The organism is Cupriavidus sp. GW821-FHT07C08 (assembly GCF_059419025.1).
Window position 1 is genome coordinate 94,955 of record NZ_JBWKQZ010000003.1, and the last position, 18,895, is coordinate 113,849.

The window sequence follows — 18,895 nt, forward strand, 5'->3', positions numbered from 1 at the left end:
TACGCATAAACGGACGGTTTCTTTCTATGGCAGGTTTTCGCCCCAAGGCTTCCCCACGACTCTCCCCTGACGCCGAGCGTCTGGTGGCCGATGCGCTCGCCCTCGACGCTTCGGGCAGCCGCATGGAGGACGCGTACTGGGAACGGCGGCTCTCGCAGCGCCTGGGCCGCCTGCTGAAGAACGGGAGCCAGACCGCGCTCGACGCGGCGCTGGAACACCTGTTCAAGCACAATGCAGACGCCTCCGACGTACTGGCCGAGCAGGCCGAGACGCTCGCCGAATCCGCCACCATCGAGGTCGACGGCCAGCGCTATGACGCGCTGCTGATCGCCGCCCCGATCCTGGCGCACACGCGCTACGCGATTCCCTCCGGCTCGCTCAAGCCGGAGCTGGCGCAGACGCTGGCGGTGCACCTGCAGGCACATGTGCTGGCCACCGGCACCAAGGTCTCGCTGTCGCCCTACCTCTACAGCATCGACCAGCTGCCGCGCACGCACAGCGACACCTTTGCGCTCACGCACAAGCTGGCCGCGGCCGCCCTGGCCGGCACGGTACCCAAGGTCGACCTGCGCGACCTGCCCGAGACCGCGCCGATCCTGGCCGATCCGCGCTACCTGCTGGCCGTGGTGGTGGCCCCGCACGAGCAGGCGCTGTTCCGCTGGCAGGAAGACGCCAAGGATCACCACGCCGAGCGCTCGACCTGCCTCGACCAATGGCGCACCCAGGTGCAGCCGTCGGTGGCGCTGCTGCTGCCGGGCTGCGAGTTCGAGCTGCTGCTGCCCGACGCCTTCTTCCTGTCCTGCCGCGAGTCCGACAAGAGCATCCGCCCGCTGACCGTGCGCGCCGCGGTCAACTACCTGTGCGGCACGCTCGACATCTCCGCCGGCCAGCTGGCCGCCGTGGTGGCTGCCTTCGGCGAGGAAGTGGTCGAGGAATACCGCGTGGGCTTCACCATGCGCGGCGAGAAGGATGTGATCTACGGCATTGTGTGGCCGGTCTACGGCCGCGAAGCCGGCGAGGTCGATGCCGACGAAAAGGGCAACCCGCTCGAGCAGATCTGCGAGGAACTGCGCAACGCCGGCGTGGAAGACATCTTCCGCCACGCCGCGCTGTTCGATCCGGAATACTGCGAGGACTGCGGCACGCCGCTGTACGCGGACCGCAACGGCGAGATCGTGCACGCCGAACTGCCCGAGGACGCGCCGACGCAGCAGCCGCTGTTCCACTGACGCGCCCGGCTGCGCCAGGCAAAAAGACGGCCCGCATGCGCGGGCCGTTTCTCATTGGCGAGCCGCTCAAGCAGGCTTGCGCTCGCTGACGCAGCGCCACAAGCCATGGCCCGATGCCCCGTACTTGCGCTCAAACGGCGTCATCGGCTGCGCCGGCGCCCACGCCTCCACCTGCGCCGGGCGCCCCACCAGTGCCAGCGCCTGGGCAAACTCATCGATATAGATGCGCCAGTTGCTGCGGCACTCCAGGTAGTCGCCGCAGGCAGCCAGCGCCGGGAACACCGCATGGCCCTGCCAGCGCCGCCCCAGGTGGCCGATCTTGGGCCACGGGTTCGGGTACAGCACGTAGTGGCGCGCCACCGGCACGGCCTCGGCCTGCAGCAGCCGCCAGGCATCGACCAGGTCGGCCCGCGCCCAGCAGAAGTTGGCGGGCATCGGCGCCTCGCCCCACCAGTCCTTGCCGGCGGCCAGGCGCTTCTCGGACTGGTCGATGCCGATCACGAAGTGGTCCGGGAACGCCGTCGCCAGCCGCAGCGTGCTTTCGCCCACGCCGCAGCCCGCATCCAGGATCAGCGGCGCGCCGCCGGCCTGCTGCCAGCTTTGCAGCGCCGCGCCGAGCTCGCGCCGGCTGGCTTCGCCGATGGGCTTGCGGAACGGCTCGGCCAGGTGGCGCGCGACGCGCTGGGCCAGGTGTTCGTGGACATCGGACTGGGCCGAGACAATGGTGCGGGAATTGGCAAACATGGGCGCCATTCTAACGGCGCCGCCCCGCATCGGCTTGGCAGCCCGCGCCAAAGGCTGCAGCCAAGCCACTTTAGCGGCACAATGCGGGACAAACCCGCCTGAGAACCCGGCCGCGCCCGCGCGGACCCGTACGAGGAGCCAGCCAGATGACACCGACCCACGCCCTGCCGCCGCAACGTCCGCCCCGCCGCCCTGCCCGCCGCGCCGTGCTCCATGCCGCCACCGCGCTGGTGCTGGGCAGCGCCGCCTTCACGCTGCTGCCGGCGGGAGCCGCCCACGCCGAAGACCTGCGCATCGGCCTGGCGGCCGACGTGACCTCGATGGACCCGCACTGGAACAACTCGGGCCCCAACAACGCCATCGCGCTGCATGTGTTCGAGTCGCTGGTGTTCATGGACAAGAATGCGCGCTACATCCCCGGCCTGGCGCTGTCGTGGAAGCCGGTCAACGCCATCACCTGGGAGATCAAGCTGCGCCCCAACGTGAAGTGGCACGACGGCTCGCCCTTTACCAGCGAGGACGTCAAGGCCTCGCTGGAGCGCCCGGAGAAGCTGGTCAACAGCCCGGGCTCGTTCACCAGCTACACCAAGCCGATCGCGCGCATCGACACGCCCGACCCGCTGACGGTGCGCCTGACCATGAGCGTGCCCAATTACGCCAACCTGGCCAACGACCTGAACAGCGTGCCGATCATGCCGAAGAAGGTCGCCGCCACGCTGACGCAGGCGGACTTTGATTCGGGCAAAGTCATGATCGGCACCGGCCCGTTCAAGTTCGTGCGCTTTGCGCGCGGGCAGGAAATCGTGATGGAGCGCAACCCGAACTACTGGGGCCCCAAGCCCGAGTGGGACCGCGCCATCTTCCGCATCATCACCGACAACGGCGCGCGTTCGTCCGCGCTGCTGGCGGGCGATGTCGACGTGATCGAGAGCGTGCCATCGGCCGACGTCGCCAAGCTAAAGCAGAACCCGAAGTTCAAGATCGAGCAGCAGGTGTCGTGGCGCACCATCTTCTGGCAGATGGACCAGTCGCGCGACAACCCGCCCTTTGTCACCGACAAGGCCGGCAAGCCGCTGGGCAAGAACCCGTTCAAGGACGCACGCGTGCGCGCCGCAATCAGCAAGTCGCTGAACCGCGACGCCATCGTCAGCCGCATCATGGAAGGGCTGGCGGTGCCGGCCTCGTCGATCGTCTCGCCGCAGATCTTCGGGCATCCCGGCACCAAGCCTGAAGCCTATGACCCGGAAGGCGCGAAAAAGCTGCTGGCCGCCGCAGGCTACCCCGACGGCTTCGGCCTGACGCTGCACGCCACCAACAACCGTTACCTGAACGACGCCGCGGTGGCGCAGGCCACCGCCAGCATGCTGACGCGCATCGGCATCCAGACCAAGGTGGAGACGTTGCCGGTGGCGGCCTACTTCACGCGCGCACGCCAGGGCGAGTTCGCCTTCCAGATGCTGGGCTGGGGTTCGGCCGCGGCCGACGTGGCACTGCGCTCGATTACCGGCACGCCCAACCCCAAGACCGGCTATGGCACCTGGAACTGGGGCAAGTACAGCAACCCGCAACTGGACCAGCTGATCGAGAAATCGCTGACCACCGTCAGCAGCGACAAGGCGCGTGAGGAGAATGCCCGCACCGCGGCCAAGTTTGCGCTGGCCGACCACGCGATCATTCCGTCGCACAGCCAGCTGGCGATGTGGGCGATGAAGAAGGGACTGAAGTACGAGGCGCGCACCGACGAGTGGTCGCTGGCGCAGTTCTTCCACAAGGAGTGAGCGCGGGGCTGCCTGCAGCCGCTCTCCCGCGCAGCGGGAGAGCGGCAGTTCCTCAGATCTTCAACCGCTCTTCCTGCCGCGCATTCGCCGCGCGCAGTTTCTGCACCCAGTCGCGCGCCGGCAGGCCGGTGGTCTTTTCCACCACCTCGGCACGCCCCTCCAGCGCTTCCCACGACACATCGATACCCGGCCCGCTGAAGGCCATCGCGATGATGTTGCCGTCATGCACTTCCGGGAACACCAGCACGCGGTTGTCGAAGGCATCGCAGATGCGTTCGATATTCTTCGGAAAGCTGTCGTGGTCGCCGAACAGGTTGATGGTCATCACCCCGGGTGCCTTCAGCGTGCGGCGGCAGGCGCGGTAGAACGCGGTGGTGTCCAGCACCGGGCCGCGCGCGGTGGCGTCGTACAGGTCCACCTGCAGCACGTCGATGGCGCCGGCGTGGGTGCCGTCCATGACGTAGTCCCAGGCATCCTGCTCGCGCACGGTCAGGCGCGCGTCGTCCTCGCGCAGGCCGAACATGCTGCGCCCGGCGATGATCACCGCGGGGTTCAGCTCCACCGCGGTCACGCGCGCCTGGCTGAACTGGCGGTGGCAGAACTTGGTCAGCGCCGCGGCGCCCAGGCCAAGCTGGACCACGTGGAATTCTTCAACGGATGGCGACAGGAACAGCAGCCAGGCCATCATCTGCTGCGCGTATTCCAGTTCGATCGCATCGGGCTTGCGCAGGCGCATCGCGCCCTGCACCCACTCGGTGCCGAAGTGCAGGTAGCGCACCCCTTCCATTTCCGAGAAGGTCACCGGCGCGAAGCGCGGGGTCATGCGTTTTTCTTCGCGTGCCGGCGCCTCGCCACGGGTGCGGATGCCACGTGCCGGACGGCGCGAGGCCACGGCTTCAATCGATTTGCGTTTCAGTAGGGTCATGTTGTCGAGAAAGGCGTTCAGCACCCGTTCCGGCATGGATGGGGAGAAACGCGGATTACTTGCCCAGCGCCGACTGCGCGCGCTGCAGCCATTCGCGGTTGTGTTCGCGGGCGTGGCGCGGCCAGTGGCGGGCGTCGTGGACGATATCGGCATAGAGCTGCTGCGCGCGCTCGCGGTCGGCGGCGTCGGGCTGCGCCGCCAGCCAGTCGGCGAAGAGGCAGCGCGGCGCGGCATCGCTGGCGCTGGTCAGCGCCTGCTCGAACGCGGCCCGCGTGCCGGATGCGCCGGTGGCCGCCAGCGCACGCGCAAACAGCAGGGCCGGATCGGGCTGCTGGCGCGACTGCGGATTGGCGGCGAACAGCTTCTCCAGCGTTGCCAGCGCGCCGGCGGCATCGTTGGTGGCGAACTGCGCCTGTGCCAGTCCCTGCAGCAGCGCCGGATCGGTCGCAAACGGTCCGTTGGCCGCTGCCTGGTAGTGCTGCAGGGCTTCCGACGGCTGCCCGGCCGCCAGCAGCGCGGCGCCCAGGCGCATGCGGTGCGCCACCGTCGGGGCGCGGTCAAAGTCTGAGCGGGCCTCGCGCACCGCGCGGTTCGGATCGACCAGTTGCGTGATGGCACGCGTGGCCGCACGCGCGCCGCGCGACTGGCGCAGCCCGGGCAGGTAGATCGCGAAGAAATACACCACGCTGCCCAGCCCCGGGAACAGGAACAGGATCAGCAGCCAGTACATGTTCTGGTGCGTGCGCACCGCGTGCACCGCAAAGAACAGTGCGACGATGATATGGATGCTGATGCCGAAGATACGCATAGGGAATTCACCTTTGAATCAATGGCCGGCGCGCCGGCCGCCGGCATTGTGACAGAAAGGCAGGGCGACGGGTTTCAGCCGCCCGCCGGAATGCCGGCGCCGGCCGACTGCAGCCCCGCCACCGCCTGCGACGTCAGCACGGCCTCGCCATTGACCGCGCGCGCCACCAGCGCATCGGCCGCCTCGATCGCAATGCCCTGTGCGCTGTACCAGGCATCGTCGTAATAGGTGTTGCCGTAGCGCTCGCCGCTGTCGCACAGCAGGCTGACGATGGCGCCGCCCTCACCCGCCGCGTGCATCTGCTGGGCCAGGTACAGCACGCCGACGAAATTGGTGCCGGTGGACCCGCCCACGCGGCGCCCGAAGCGCCCGGCGAGGTAGCGCATGGCCGCGAACGAGAGCGCATCCGGCACCTTCAGCATGGCGTCGATGCAGGTCGGGATAAACGAATGCTCCACGCGCGGCCGGCCGATGCCTTCGATGCGCGAGCCCTCGGCCAGGGTCAGGTCCGGCTGCGGCTTGCCCTCCAGGCAGCTGCGGAAGTAGTCGAAGAACACCGAGTTCTCCGGGTCCGCGCACAGCACGCGGGTCTGGTGGCGGCGATAGGCCACATAGCGCCCCAGCGTGGCGATGGTGCCGCCGGTGCCGCCGCTCGATACCAGCCAGGCCGGCACCGCATGCTCTTCATGCGCCATCTGCTTGAAGATCGACTCGGCGATATTGTTGTTGGCGCGCCAGTCGGTGGCGCGCTCGGCGTAGGTGAACTGGTCCATGAAATGCCCGCCCGTCTCCTGCGCGATGCGGCGCGAGGCGGCGTAGATCTCGGACGGGCTGTCCACCAGGTGGCAGTGCCCGCCGTAGAACTCGATCGCCTCGATCTTGGCGCGCGAGGTGCCCGCCGGGATCACCGCCACGAACGGCAGCCCGAGCAGCCGCGCAAAGTAAGCCTCGGAGATTGCCGTCGAGCCGCTGGATGCCTCCACCACCGTGCTGCCATCATGCAGCCAGCCATTGCACAGCGCGTACAGGAACAGCGACCGCGCCAGCCGGTGCTTGAGGCTGCCGGTCGGATGGCTGGACTCGTCCTTGAAATAGACGCGGATGTCAGGGTAGCCCGGCAGGTCCAGCGGGATCAGGTGGGTGTCGGCGGAGCGGTTGAAATCCGCATCGATCTTGCGGATGGCCTCATGGGTCCAGTCGGAAAGTGGCATGGCAGTGTTCCGGGCAGGCCGGGCATCGGGACAGGCAGTCAGGATGCCAGAAGCCACCGCCCGCGGCAAAAAAACAGCCCGGGCGGCGCCGGCTCTGCAGCCGGCGCGCACCCCAGGCAGTGGCCGCCGCCGCGGTCCGCAGCACTACCGGTAGACGAGTACCGGAATCTTGCTGTGGGTCAGCACCTTCAGGGTTTCGCTGCCGATCAGCATGCCCTGGACCCCGCGCCGCCCGTGCGAAGCCATCACGATCAGGTCGCAGCCCTTTTCCTCGGCCGTCTTGATGATTGCCTCGTAGGGATGGTCATTGACGACGTATGCCGTTTCACAGGGCACGCCCGCGGCGCCGGCCTCGTCGGCCAGTCCGCGCAGGTAGCGGGTCGCGTCTTCCCAGGCTTGCTTCACGTAGGTTTCGCGGGTTTCCTCCAGCATCTCGACCTGGTAGGTCAGGACGTGGTAGTTCGGACAGACCCGCACCGCGGTGGTACGCGCCCCCATTTCCCGCGCCAGCGTGAGAGCCTTGCGGAACGCCGATTCAGACAGGTCGGAGCCATCGACCGCCAGCAGGAGATGCTTGAACATGATTGCCTCCTTGCCAGCATAGTTGCCGGCTAAGGCGCTCACTTCCGATGCGTCATCGCCATGCGTCCGAAAGTGCGAGCCCGCAAGGCGCACAACAAGCAGCGACCGATACCCCCGGTTTCGAATGATTCGTCGCTCGACTCCAGTATAGGTGCGCCATGGCCCACGGCAATCCGGCATGCGTCACATGCGCACCGGTGAATTCAATACCGGCGATTTGCGAAACCGTTGGCTGGCTGCGGGCCGCGTCAGGCCCCACCGGGGTCGCGCCGGATCGCCGCGGAATCCTCCGTCAGCCATGCGGCGATAGCCTCGGCCACCGCTTGCGGCGCTTCCATGGTGATCATGTGTCCCGCATCCTCGATCACTTCAAGCCGCGCCGCCGGGATCCGCTCGCGCATGTCCACGTGGCTGTCCAGGGGGTTCCAGTGATCCTGGCGGCCGCACAGCAGCAGCGTCGGGCTGGTAATGGCCGCCAGCAGCGCCGATGCGTCCGGGCGTCCGAGCAACGCCCGCACCTGCGCGGCAAACTGTGCGGGGGTGCTGCGCCCGATCATGTCGAGAATCTCATCGAACAGCGGCGAGCCGACGCGATCGGGATGCACCATGCCTGTGGCCCAACTGCGCCCCATCGCCCGCATGCCCACACTGCGCGCCTGAGCCAGCAGTGCGCCGCGCGCTTCGCTCTCCCTGCCGCCCGGCGGGCCTGGCGGCAGCGGCTGGAAGCCGGTGTCGAGCAAGGCCAGCCGTTCCACGCGGTGCGGCGCCTGGCGCATGACTTCCAGCGCGACACGGCCGCCCATCGAATGGCCGGCCAGCGCAAAGCGCGGCTCCGGCACGCTGGCCAACAGGTGCGACGCCATGGCCTCGATGCTGTCAAGCATGCCCCACGACGCAATGCGGCAGTCCGCAAGCGCCGCCAGCCGCTGCGCGGACCCGGCCCACGCAGCATGGTCGCACAGCAGCCCGGGCAGCAGCATCAGGACGGGACGGGAACCGTTCATCCGTGCGCCTCCTGTTGTTCTGCGGCTCAGGCAGCCACGCCGGCGGCCTCGCCAGACCCGCCGCTGGCATGGCTGCCCGGGCGCCACGTGAGCGCCACCGCCAGCGCGCCCAGGGCGGACACCAGCAGTGCCGCGTAGGGCAGCACGTAGGAGCCGGGCACCACGTCCATCAGCACGCCGATCAGCGCCGGCGAAATGGCCGCTGCGAGCTGGCCGCCGAAGTTGATGATGCCGGCGGCCGAGCCCACCGATTCATCCGGAATATGCTTGAGCGGGATGGCAAAGACCGTGCCATACACCACCGTGTAGCCCATCAGCGCAAGCTCCACAGCGTGAGCATCGCCGGCAGCGATTCGGCATAGGCCATCAGCGCGATGAAGACGGCCATGGCGGTGGCGCCGACCGCCATGAACACGCGTTCGCGGCCCTGGCCGACCTTGTCGAGCAGCCAGCCCACCAAGAGCAGGCAGGCAAAGGCCACCACATAGGGCACCACCGAGGCGATGCCGGCGTGCAGGATGTCGATGTGGCGCACTCGGATGAGGAAGGACGGCATCCACGACACCAGCGCCACGTACACGATGTTGGCAAAGAAGAAGATCAGCATGGTCTTGCGCAGCACCAGCGAGCGCAGCAGCGCGCTGAATGCTGCCTTGCCCGCCTGCTTCGGGCGCCGCGGCGGACGCTTGACGGCAAACCACAGCACCACCGCCACGAGGATCCCGAACAGGCCGAAGACATGGTAGGCAAAGCGCCAGCCATGGCTGTGGATCAGCGCGGCGATGGCACCCGAGCCGATCGCGCTGCCGAGGAACGAAGCCCCGATCACCAGCGACTTGGCGCGCGCGCGCTCAGGCTTGGGAAAGGCCTCGGCAATGGTCACCGAACTGGCCGGCGCGAAGCCGCCCTCGCCGATGCCGAACAGCACGCGGACCACGAACAGCATGGCAAAGGTGGTGGCCATGCCGGTGGCCCCGGTGAAGACCGACCAGCATGCCACCGAGAACACCAGGATGATGCGCGCACCGAAGCGGTCTCCGAGCCAGCCAGCGGCGAGCTGCATGAGCGCGTAGCTCACATAGAAGGCGCTCAGCAGCAGGCCGGCCGAACGCGCGTCGAGGCTGAATTCATTCTGGATCGGGACGATCGACACGCTCATCGCCATGCGGTCGGCATTGCCGAGAATCCATGACAGCAACAGCATGGCGAGCAGGAACGTCTTGCGCGGCCGTGAATAGAGCGGCGCGGGCGCCGCCGGATGGGCGCCCGGCGCGCCCAGGTTGTCGGGATGCTTCACCTGTCTCCTTTGTGTATTGGATGGGATCGTGGGGTGGATCGGCTTTGGGGGCGCGTTCGAACCAGTGCGTGCCTGGCGGCGCTTCAATCCTGGCCCGCGCCGGCGCGGCGGCGGATCACATGCCCGGCATGGACATCCCAGCTGCGGCCGTGCCCCCAGGCCAGGCGCCCGTTGACGAAGACAGCGTCGATACCGGCGCTGACTTCAGTGGGTTGCTCGAAGGAAGCGCGGTCAGCCACGCGAGCCTCGTCGAAGATCACCAGGTCGGCAAAATTGCCGGCCGCGATGGTCCCGGGGCGCGGCAGGCCGAAGCGCCGCGCGCTCAGCCCGGTCATCTTGTGGACCGCCGTTTCCAGCGAAAACAGTCCGCGCCGGCGCGCGTAATGCCCCAGCACGCGCGGGAAACTGCCCCACAGGCGCGGGTGCGGGCTCTGATCGTGGGCGAGGCCGTCGGAGCCGATCATGGTGAGCGGGTGCGCCAGGATGCGTTCGACGTCGTCCTCGCTCATGGCGAAATACACCGCGCCGGCCGGCGTCAGCGCCTGCGCCAGTGCCTCCGGGTCGAGATTGCGTTCGCGCGCGAGCCTGAACAGCGACTTGCCCGCCGCGGACGGGTCGGACCTGGACCAGGTCACGAGCACATCGTCGGACTGGCGCACGCGCGATGCGAGCAGCATCGTCGACGAAGCGTTGTAGGGGTAGCAGTCGATGCACACCGATTGCTCGCGCGCGGCCTGCTCCAGCATGGCAAGCGTCTGCACCGAGCGGCCGTGGTTGCTGCGACCGACCAGCTTGTGGTGCGACAGCACGGTGTCGATGCCCAGTTCGCGCCCGATATGCAGCGCCTCGCGCATGGCGTCTTCGATGGCGTCGCCCTCGTCGCGGATATGCATGGTGATGATGCCCGCGGCATCCGCCAGTGGCGCGCCCACGGCGATCACCTCGTCGGCCGTGGCGGCGCGCGCCGGCGGATAGTAAAGGCCCGTCGACATGCCGATGGCACCCGCCTCCAGCGCCTCGGCCAGGTCCCGCGCCATGCGCTCGGCTTCGCGCCCGGTGGCCGGCCGGTCGAGCCTGCCCATATGGCGCACGCGCAATGTCGAATGGCCGACCAGGCAGGCCGCGTTGAGCGCCGGCCCCCCGGCCTCCAGTGCGTCGAGGTAGCCGGCAAAACGCTCGAAGCGCCAGGCGTCGTCGCCCAGCAGGTCCAGCGGTGCTGGCGGGTTATCCGTCAGCAGCGGCGCCAGGCTGATGCCGCAGTTGCCGGTGATCACCGTGGTAATGCCCTGCGACAGCTTGGGATGCGCCCCCTGCGGCGCATCGAGCAGCAGGCGATCGTCGTGGGTGTGCACATCGATGAAGCCGGGAGCGACGATGCGGCCGGACGCGTCCTGGCGGGCGCTCGCTACGGCGCTGCGCAGGTCGCCGAGTGCGGCAATCCGGCCTGCGCGGACGCCGATGTCGCAGTCCTTCCTGGGCGCACCCGTGCCGTCGATCACGGTGCCGCCTTCGATAATGAGATCAAACATCAGTCAGTCCGCCAGGTTCGGACATGCCCCTTGCCGCGTGGCGAGGCACTGTCAGGAAGTCATGCCGTGATAATCCGATCCGCGGCCATGGCCTGGCAAACCACTTTTACTGCGATAAGCATGAGCTTTCCTCATGATCGTTCTGCTACGATCACCGGACTGCAAGCAAAGTCCTCGTGCCTTCCTGTGCTTATTTCATGTTTCGCGCACCATCCACCCAGTCCCTGATGTGCTTTGAGGCAAGCGCGCGGCTGCGCTCCTTCACTGCCGCCGCGCGCGAGCTGAGCCTGACGCAAGGCGCGGTGAGCCGCCAGATCCAGACGCTGGAGGAGCGCCTCGGCGTACCGCTTTTCGCCGGGCGGCGCGACGCCATGGCGCTCACCGATGCGGGGCGCGAATACCTGGCTGAAATTGCACCGCTGCTGCGGCAACTGGAGCGTGCCACCATGAACGTGATGGCCCTCAAGGGCAGGGGCGGCGCCCTGTCGCTCTCGGTGGGTGCGTCGCTGGGCAGCTACTGGCTGATTCCGCGCCTGCCCGCCTTTACGCGCGCGCACGGCGAGATCACCCTGAACCTGCGCACGCGCGTGGGTCCGGTTGACTTCAGCACCGCGGCCGTGGATGCCTCGCTGGAGTTCGGTGACGGCCAGCGGCCGGGCCTGCATAACGAATTCGTGGTGCCGCTGCAGCTGTCGCCCTATGCCGCGCCGTCATGGGTGGCCACGCATGGCCAGGCGATCGGCGCCGGCACGCCGCGGTCCGCGCTGATCCAGCACCTGACGCTGCCCGACGCATGGGAAGGCTGGTTCGCACAGCAAGGCATCGAAGCCAGCCCGGGCCACCAAGGGCCGCGCTACGAGGTGATGTCGATGGCGTTGAATGCCTCCGTGGCGGGGATGGGCGTGGCGCTGCTGCCCGCCTACATGACCGGGGACCTGCTGGCCTCCGGCAAGCTGGAGCGCCTTTCCGATGCAACCTGGCAGCATCCGAAGGGCTATTACCTGGTGTATCCGCCGGCGTCGGCACAGATGCGGGCGCTGAAGGTGTTTCGCGACTGGCTGCTGCAGCAGCACGAGGAAGGTGCCGCCGAAGGAAGCCTGATGCAACTTCCATGAGCTATGGCATAGATATTGCGACGCGGTCACACAGGCCAACGGCGGCCTTGAAACAAGCTGGCAAGTCGCGATGACATGCTCCGAAAAGGAGCATCCCGGGCAACGACGCCCCGAAGCGAATGGACCGCGAACCGGACAACCGGTTCGCAGGCATCTCGCTTCGGGGCGCTTTTGCTTTGCCGGACAGCGCGGTTTGCGTCTGCGTCGACACTACCTGCAAGGCATGGCATGAACGCTCTCTCTACTCAGTCACCCGAGACCGAAGTGTCCGCCGAGACCATCGGCGCATTGATCAACCTTTCCGGAAGGCAGCGCATGCTGTCGCAACGGATCGTCCTCCAGTTGTTGCTCGCTTCGCGGGGGGACGCTGCGGCGCTCGATATCGCACGCAAGTGCCTGTCAATGTTCGAGTCGGCGCATTCGGATCTCGTGATGGGCAATGAGCGTTTCCCCGGCACATTCTCCGGCGCCTTGCAGCAACTGTACTTTGGCAGTGCGCGCGCTGACGCGCGTATCCGTGAATTCATCGCCCGGGTCAGAACAGCGATAGACCCACCCCTGGCCGACGCCAGCCGGCAAGCGTCATCCCTCGATGTGCTTGTGACGCAGGCCACGCCAATACTTGAGCTGCTGCAGACCGTCACGCAGGCCTACCAGGAGGAAATGCACCGTTGCGAGCTCGCTGTGCGCAAACGCCAGACCGACCTCGCCGATCGCCTCAGCGGTATTTCGATGCAGGCGAACATCGTCGCAATGAATGCGCGCATCTCGGCTGCGCGGGCGGGAGAGTACGGCAGGGAGTTCTCGGTGATCACGCAGGTGCTTGCGGACATCATCAAGGAAATGGATCAGCTGATCCGCCACGTCGTCGGCTCGAACGATGCGCCCAAAGGATCAACCAGAGTTTGATGCGGAGACGCCCTTGAAACGTTACCTCTGTTCCTTCTGCCTGATTGCCTGCAGTGTCCTGGCGCTGGCCCTGGCCGGGAGCGCTTGCGCCGAAACACTGACGATCAACGCGGCGATCAACAAGGCGGGCCGCCAGCGCATGCTGTCTCAGCGCATGGCCAAGGCTTACTGCCAGGCTGGCCTCGGCGTTGAAGTCGAACGTTCGAAGAAGATTCTTGAGCAGTCCGTGGCGCTCTTCGACAAGCAGCTCATGGAGCTAAAGGCGTTCGCGCCCACGCCGGAGATCAAGGACACCTACGCCAGGCTCGAGCAGACATGGATTCCCTATAGACAGTTGCTGTCCGGCGGCGATCCGAATCCCGATAGCGCGAAAACCATCGCTAAAATGAGCGAGGATGTGCTGAAGCTTGCGCAACAGGGAACCCTTCTGCTCGAGAAACACTCCGGCACCGCGACGGGCAAGCTGATCAACGTTGCCGGCCGCCAGCGGATGCTCTCGCAGAGAATCGCCAAGATCAGCATGTTCCGCGCCTGGGGCATTACCTCCCCCCAGATGGCGCAGGATCTGGACACGGCTACCAGGGAATTCGCAGCCGCGCAGGAGCTTCTCACCTCGGCGCCGCAAAACACCGAGGCAATCCGTCGCGAACTGCTGCTTGCCGGCTCTCAGTGGCTGTTCTTTGAAGAGGCACTCAATCAGACCGGGGTCAGTCGCGCGGAACAGTTGAGAAACATCGCCACGACCAGCGAGCGTATTCTTCAGGTGATGGATGACGTCACCGGCATGTATGAAGGGATGCCCAGGTAACGTGGGTGCGTGAACGAGCTATGCCAGAGGCGGCTTGACAGGCAGCCACGCCTGCAATGCCTGCCAGGCGCGCAGCTTTTCCGGGTAGGACAAGGTATGAGCGGGACTACTGGATGGAAGCTTGATGATCCGGTGATGGTCGTCATGCTGCCCGAGCACCTTCAAACCGATACGCGCAGCAGTGCCGCCATTGAAGGCGATGACAGCCAGCCTGGGTAGTGATTCGATCAGGCTGGCCAGGTCGTTGCCGGCGTGATCCCGGATGTTGCTGTCCAGGCTGCCCTCACGCTTCGCTTGCGCCACCACGTCCCACAGACCGACGTGATGCGCCAGAAGCGTTTGCAGCCGCGCGGCATAGTCCATATGGACCAGGTCTTCGCCCAGAACATCGCCGGTCAGGCGCCAGAACTGATTCTGCCGGTGCGCGTAATACTGGCTTTGCGCCAGTGACGCCTCGCCCGGCAGGCTGCCAAGAACAAGGATGCGCGTGCCCGCGTCAACGACAGGCGGGAAGCACCGCTTCAGCGTCATCGGTCACGCGCTCCGTTACAACACATTGAGATAGGAATCCCCCGCCGCCTGCGCGGCGAGGGCAGCCGGGGCGTCAGGCCAGCAGCTTGTTGACGCGCTGCACATATGCAGCCGGATCGTCCAGCATGCCGCCTTCGGCCAGCAGCGCCTGGTCGAACAGCACCTGCACGCGATCGCCGAATGCATCCCCTTCCGGCAGGTCGCGTAGCTTCTTCACCAGCGCGTGGTCCGGATTCAGCTCCAGGATCGGCTGCGCGTCCGGCGCCTTCTGGCCTGCCTGCTTCAGCATGCGCTGCAGGTAGCCGCTCATGTCGCCTTCGTCCGAAACCAGGCACGAGGCGGAGTCGGTCAGGCGCAGCGTCACGCGCACGTCCTTGGCCTTGCCGTCGAGCACAGCCTTGGCGCGGGCGACCACGTCCTTCCAGTCGTTCTCAGCCTTTTCCTGTTCGGCCTTCTCGGCTTCGTCGGCGAGCTTGCCCAGGTCGAGGTCGCCGCGGGCCACCGAGACCAGTTCCTTGCCGTCGAACTCGCGTACAAAGGACAGCATCCACTCGTCCACGCGGTCGGTCAGCAGCAGGACTTCAATGCCCTTCTTGCGGAACACTTCCAGATGCGGGCTGTTCTTCGCGGCAGCCCAGGTGTCGGCGGTCACGTAGTAGATCTTGTCCTGGCCTTCCTTCATGCGGCTGACGTACTGCGCCAGCGCCACGCTCTGCTCGGCGGTGTCGTTGTGCGTCGAGGCAAAGCGCAGCAACTTCGCGATGCGCTCCTGGTTGGCCGGGTCTTCACCCATGCCTTCCTTGAGCACCTGGCCGAACTGCTGCCAGAAGGTGGTGTACTTGGCGCGTTCGGCTTCGTCATCGCTATCCGCCAGTGTCTCGAGCATCGACAGCACACGCTTGGTGCAGCCTTCGCGGATCGCCTTTACGTCGCGGCTTTCCTGCAGCAGTTCACGCGACACGTTCAGCGGCAGGTCGGCCGAATCGACCACGCCCTTGACGAAGCGCAGGTAGGCGGGCAGCAGCTGGTCGGCATCGTCCATGATAAAGACGCGCTTCACATACAGCTTGAGGCCGGCCTTGTGGTTGCGGTCCCACAGGTCGAACGGTGCGCGCGCCGGGATGTACAGCAGCTGCGTGTACTCGCTGCGGCCTTCCACGCGGTTGTGGGTCCAGGCCAGCGGCGCCTCGTTGTCGTGCGCGTGTGCGATGTGGTGGTAGAAGGCGGTGTACTGCTCGTCGGTGATGTCCGACTTGGCGCGCGTCCACAGGGCGCTGGCCTGGTTGACGCTTTCCCACTCGTCGGTGCGCTTGTAGGCGCTGGCCTCGGCATCCCAGATCTCCTTGGGCATGCGGATCGGCAGCGAGATATGGTCCGAATACTTCTGGATGATGCCCTTCAGGCGCCAGGCCGAGAGGAAGTCGTCCTCGCCCTCACGCAGGTGCAGCGTGATGGTGGTGCCGCGCTCGGTGCGGGCGATGGCATCAATGGTGAACTCGCCGTCGCCGGTGCTTTCCCAGCGCACTGCGTCTTCGGCGCCCAGGCCGGCGCGGCGCGTTTCCACCGTAACCTTGTCAGCGACGATAAAGGCCGAGTAGAAGCCCACGCCGAACTGGCCGATCAGCGCGGCGTCCTTCTGCTGGTCGCCGGAAAGCTGCTGGAAGAATTCCTTGGTACCCGAGCGGGCGATGGTGCCGAGGTTGTGGATGGCCTCGTCGCGGCTCATGCCGATGCCGTTGTCGGTGATCGTCAGCGTGCGCGCCTGCGGGTCGGCCTCGATGCGGATAGCCAGGTCGGCGTCGTTTTCCAGCAGGGACGGGTTCGCAATCGCCTCGAAGCGCAGCTTGTCGGTGGCGTCCGAAGCATTCGAGACCAGCTCGCGCAGGAAGATTTCCTTGTTGCTGTACAGCGAGTGGATCATCAGGTGCAGCAGTTGCTTCACTTCCGCCTGGAAGCTCATCGTCTCGTGCGGTGCGGTCATGGTTCTCCTCTTGGAAACAGGCGAATCTGGAAAGTGGGTGGGGCCACGGTCATGTGGCCGGTGCCGCCAGACATAGGGCCGCCCGGGCCATTTTTCAAGGCCCGGGTGCTGCCGGGATGTGACTTACAGGCGCTCGAGCTGGCGCGCCAGGAAGGCCAGCATGTCCGGGTGGCCGCTGCTGGCAACGTTGAAGCGCATCCAGCCCGATGGCATCTGCGACGGCGAGAACAGGCTGCCCGGGGCGAACAGGTAGCCCTCTTCATGCCCCGCGGTGGCGATCGCGTTGGTGTCGCGGCCGGTATCGGCCCACAGGTACATGCCGGCGTGCTGGCCGGGAAAGGGGCGCAGGCCCAGGTGCTCCAGCTCGCGCCGGGTCTCGTCGCGGGCGCGGTCCAGCCGGGTGCGCACGCGCTCCACATGCTTGCGGTAGTGGCCCTCGGTCAGCACCTTGTACAGCACGCGCTCGTTGATCTCCGGCGTGGCCAGCCCCGCCAGCAGCTTGCTGTCGGTCAGCGCCGACGCCATCTCCGGGTGCGCGGCGATAAAGCCCACGCGCAGGTTGGCCGCCAGCGTCTTGGAAAAGCTGCCCAGGTAGATCACCCGGCGCAGCTGGTCCAGGCTGGCCAGCCGGGTGGCGGCGTGGCCGGGCGGGCACAGGTCGCAGTAGATATCGTCCTCGACGATCAGGAAGTCGTACTGCTCGGCCAGGCGCAGCAGCTGGAAGGCCTTGGCCGCCGACAGCGAGGTGCCGGTGGGGTTGTGCAGCACCGAGTTGATCACGAACAGCTTGGGCCGCCGTGCCTGCACGATGCGCTCCAGCGCCTCCAAGTCCGGCCCTTCGGCGGTGTACGGCACCCCGATCACCTGGGCGCCCTGCGCGGCAAAGCGGCCGAACATCACAAACCAGGCCGGATCGCCCACCAGCACCGTGTCGCCGGGCTGCAGGTAGAGCCGCGCAATCAGGTCCAGGGCCTGGGTGATGCCCGAGGTCAGCACGATCTGCTCGGCGCTGGCACCGATCTCCAGTTCTTCCAGCCGGGTGCGCAACTGCTGGCGCAGCGGCAGGAACCCCTGCGGCGTGCCGCTGGCCAGGAAATGGTTGCCGGGCTGGCGGCCCAGCCCGCGCAGCGCGCTGGCAATCAGTTCGCCGTCGAGCCAGTCATTGGGCAGGAAGCCCAGCCCTGGCGCCTTGTGCGCCTCGGCGGTATGGAACATGCTGCGCAGCAGCCAGGTCACGTCGATATTGCGCGCCACCGCCACGCCGCCGGACACCGGCGCCGCGGGCGCGGCCGGGGCGCGCTCGCGCACGTAGAAGCCGGAGCCGCGGCGCGATTCCAGGTAGCCCAGCGCCACCAGCCGCTCATAGGCCTCGACCACGGTAAAGCGCGAGATGCCCTTCTCCTGCGCCAGCTGCCGGATCGACGGCATGCGCATGCCGGCGCGGAACACGCGCTCGTCGATGCGCATGCGGGCCCATTCGGTCAGCTGCTCGACCAGCGTCATCTGCGCCGAGGGGATCGGATCCGGGAAGCGCTCGGTGGGCGGCACCACCAGCCGCAGCGCGCGGCCGGAGGCATGCCCCGATGTGCTTTTGGCGTCGCCTCCGCTATCCTTCTGACGGGCGACGGTGGCGGTCTCACCGCCGGCGTCGCCGTCCCTGCTGTTGGCATCCATGTGCTGCTCCTGCAACTGTACTGAATACGATCCGCTCAACTGTACCGGTACTGTACCGACTACCTTGTCTACCATCAAGCCACGATGAAGCTCGCCCTCGATCACCTCGTCATCGCCGCGCCCGACCTGGACGCCGGCACGGACTACGTTGCCGGCCTGCTGGGCATTGCGCCCCAGGGCGGCGGCGCGCACACGGCCATGGCCACGCACAACCGCGTGTTGGGCATGTTCGGCGGCGTCTACCTGGAAGTGATCGCGGTCGATCCGGCCGCCGCCGCGCCGGCACGCCCGCGCTGGTTCGGCCTGGACACCGAGGCCGTGCAGCAGCGTCTGCGCGACGGCCCGTTCCTGCTGCACTGGGCCGCGCGCGTGGAACGCCCCGCCGACCTGGGCCGGTGGCAGGCGCAGTACCCGGAGCGCATCGCCCCGGTCATCCCGATGACCCGCGGCGGCCTGCACTGGCGCATCACCGTGCCCGAGGACGGCAGCCTGCCCACCTGGCCGGGCGAAGCCGACAGCGCCGGCGACGGCCTGCTGCCCAGCCTGATCCAGTGGGACGTGGCCACCTACCCCGGCGTCAGCCTGCCGCGGCAGGACCTGGCGCTGCGCAGGCTGTCCGGGCGCCACCCGCGCGCCGAGCTGCTGCGCCAGGGGCTGGCCTGGCTGGGCGCCGACCCCCTCATCGCCATCGAGCAGGCCGACGGCCCGCCCGAACTGAGCGCCGAAATCGAAACCGCGCAGGGCATCCGCACCCTGCGCTAGCCACACCC

The 18,895-nt window shown here is 67.2% G+C and carries 18 protein-coding genes; 6 read left to right on the top strand and 12 right to left on the bottom strand.

What is annotated here, in order from left to right; genetic code table 11:
- Nucleotides 1-26: 26 nt before the first annotated feature.
- Complete coding sequence (locus tag AC07UK_RS05645) at nt 27-1,229, top strand: DUF2863 family protein (protein WP_013957431.1); 1,203 nt, start codon at nt 27-29, stop codon at nt 1,227-1,229.
- 66 nt (nt 1,230-1,295) lie between these two features.
- Here AC07UK_RS05645 and trmB read toward each other — a convergent pair whose 3' ends face one another.
- Nucleotides 1,296-1,982 (bottom strand): tRNA (guanine(46)-N(7))-methyltransferase TrmB, encoded by a 687-nt coding sequence (gene trmB / locus AC07UK_RS05650; RefSeq protein WP_494685913.1) that lies wholly within the window; start codon nt 1,980-1,982, stop codon nt 1,296-1,298.
- Nucleotides 1,983-2,119: 137 nt separating this feature from the next.
- Between trmB and AC07UK_RS05655 the strand changes: the two genes are divergently transcribed.
- On the top strand, nt 2,120-3,751 hold the full coding sequence (locus AC07UK_RS05655; RefSeq protein ID WP_494685914.1) for an ABC transporter substrate-binding protein: 1,632 nt from the start codon (nt 2,120-2,122) through the stop codon (nt 3,749-3,751).
- A 52-nt stretch (nt 3,752-3,803) separates the two neighbouring features.
- Here AC07UK_RS05655 and AC07UK_RS05660 read toward each other — a convergent pair whose 3' ends face one another.
- The 8 genes from AC07UK_RS05660 to AC07UK_RS05695 form a co-directional block, all read right to left on the bottom strand.
- On the bottom strand, nt 3,804-4,676 hold the full coding sequence (locus AC07UK_RS05660; RefSeq protein WP_494685915.1) for a class I SAM-dependent methyltransferase: 873 nt from the start codon (nt 4,674-4,676) through the stop codon (nt 3,804-3,806).
- Between the two features lie 55 nt (nt 4,677-4,731).
- The gene (locus AC07UK_RS05665; RefSeq protein ID WP_436222250.1) at nt 4,732-5,484 is read right to left on the bottom strand and encodes a tetratricopeptide repeat protein; all 753 of its coding nucleotides are present in this window, start codon (nt 5,482-5,484) and stop codon (nt 4,732-4,734) included.
- A 74-nt stretch (nt 5,485-5,558) separates the two neighbouring features.
- A complete protein-coding gene (locus AC07UK_RS05670) occupies nt 5,559-6,695 on the bottom strand; it encodes a PLP-dependent cysteine synthase family protein (RefSeq protein WP_494685916.1) in 1,137 nt (378 codons plus the stop codon).
- Nucleotides 6,696-6,839: 144 nt separating this feature from the next.
- Entirely contained in the window at nt 6,840-7,277 is a 438-nt protein-coding gene (locus AC07UK_RS05675) for a universal stress protein (RefSeq protein WP_436222252.1), read from the bottom strand.
- A gap of 248 nt (nt 7,278-7,525) precedes the next feature.
- Nucleotides 7,526-8,281, bottom strand: a complete 756-nt coding sequence (locus tag AC07UK_RS05680; RefSeq protein ID WP_494685917.1) for an alpha/beta fold hydrolase — start codon at nt 8,279-8,281, stop codon at nt 7,526-7,528.
- 26 nt (nt 8,282-8,307) lie between these two features.
- Nucleotides 8,308-8,610: a hypothetical protein gene (locus AC07UK_RS05685; RefSeq protein ID WP_494693863.1), complete on the bottom strand. Its 303-nt coding sequence runs from the start codon at nt 8,608-8,610 to the stop codon at nt 8,308-8,310.
- Entirely contained in the window at nt 8,595-9,578 is a 984-nt protein-coding gene (locus AC07UK_RS05690; RefSeq protein WP_494685919.1) for an MFS transporter, read from the bottom strand. Before AC07UK_RS05690 ends, AC07UK_RS05685 begins: the two co-directional genes overlap by 16 nt.
- 83 nt (nt 9,579-9,661) lie before the next feature.
- Nucleotides 9,662-11,107 (bottom strand): N-acyl-D-amino-acid deacylase family protein, encoded by a 1,446-nt coding sequence (locus AC07UK_RS05695; RefSeq protein WP_494693864.1) that lies wholly within the window; start codon nt 11,105-11,107, stop codon nt 9,662-9,664.
- A 197-nt stretch (nt 11,108-11,304) separates the two neighbouring features.
- On the opposite strand from AC07UK_RS05695, the gene AC07UK_RS05700 reads away from it, so the two are divergent.
- The 3 genes from AC07UK_RS05700 to AC07UK_RS05710 all read left to right on the top strand — a co-directional run bounded on the left by AC07UK_RS05700 (nt 11,305) and on the right by AC07UK_RS05710 (nt 13,939).
- Entirely contained in the window at nt 11,305-12,222 is a 918-nt protein-coding gene (locus tag AC07UK_RS05700) for a LysR substrate-binding domain-containing protein (protein WP_494685920.1), read from the top strand.
- A 228-nt stretch (nt 12,223-12,450) separates the two neighbouring features.
- Nucleotides 12,451-13,131 carry a methyl-accepting chemotaxis protein gene (locus AC07UK_RS05705; protein WP_494685921.1) on the top strand — a complete coding sequence of 227 codons (681 nt, stop codon included), beginning with the start codon at nt 12,451-12,453 and terminating at the stop codon, nt 13,129-13,131.
- Nucleotides 13,132-13,144: 13 nt separating this feature from the next.
- Complete coding sequence (locus AC07UK_RS05710; RefSeq protein WP_494685922.1) at nt 13,145-13,939, top strand: type IV pili methyl-accepting chemotaxis transducer N-terminal domain-containing protein; 795 nt, start codon at nt 13,145-13,147, stop codon at nt 13,937-13,939.
- A gap of 18 nt (nt 13,940-13,957) precedes the next feature.
- On the opposite strand, the gene AC07UK_RS05715 is transcribed toward AC07UK_RS05710, so the two are convergent.
- The 3 genes from AC07UK_RS05715 to AC07UK_RS05725 form a co-directional block, all read right to left on the bottom strand.
- Nucleotides 13,958-14,470 (bottom strand): DNA-deoxyinosine glycosylase, encoded by a 513-nt coding sequence (locus tag AC07UK_RS05715; protein WP_494685923.1) that lies wholly within the window; start codon nt 14,468-14,470, stop codon nt 13,958-13,960.
- Nucleotides 14,471-14,543: 73 nt separating this feature from the next.
- Nucleotides 14,544-16,451: a molecular chaperone HtpG gene (gene htpG / locus AC07UK_RS05720; protein WP_436222259.1), complete on the bottom strand. Its 1,908-nt coding sequence runs from the start codon at nt 16,449-16,451 to the stop codon at nt 14,544-14,546.
- A 123-nt stretch (nt 16,452-16,574) separates the two neighbouring features.
- A complete protein-coding gene (locus AC07UK_RS05725; protein WP_494685924.1) occupies nt 16,575-18,125 on the bottom strand; it encodes an aminotransferase-like domain-containing protein in 1,551 nt (516 codons plus the stop codon).
- A gap of 84 nt (nt 18,126-18,209) precedes the next feature.
- Between AC07UK_RS05725 and AC07UK_RS05730 the strand changes: the two genes are divergently transcribed.
- The gene (locus tag AC07UK_RS05730; RefSeq protein WP_494685925.1) at nt 18,210-18,887 is read left to right on the top strand and encodes a VOC family protein; all 678 of its coding nucleotides are present in this window, start codon (nt 18,210-18,212) and stop codon (nt 18,885-18,887) included.
- Nucleotides 18,888-18,895 lie beyond the last annotated feature (8 nt).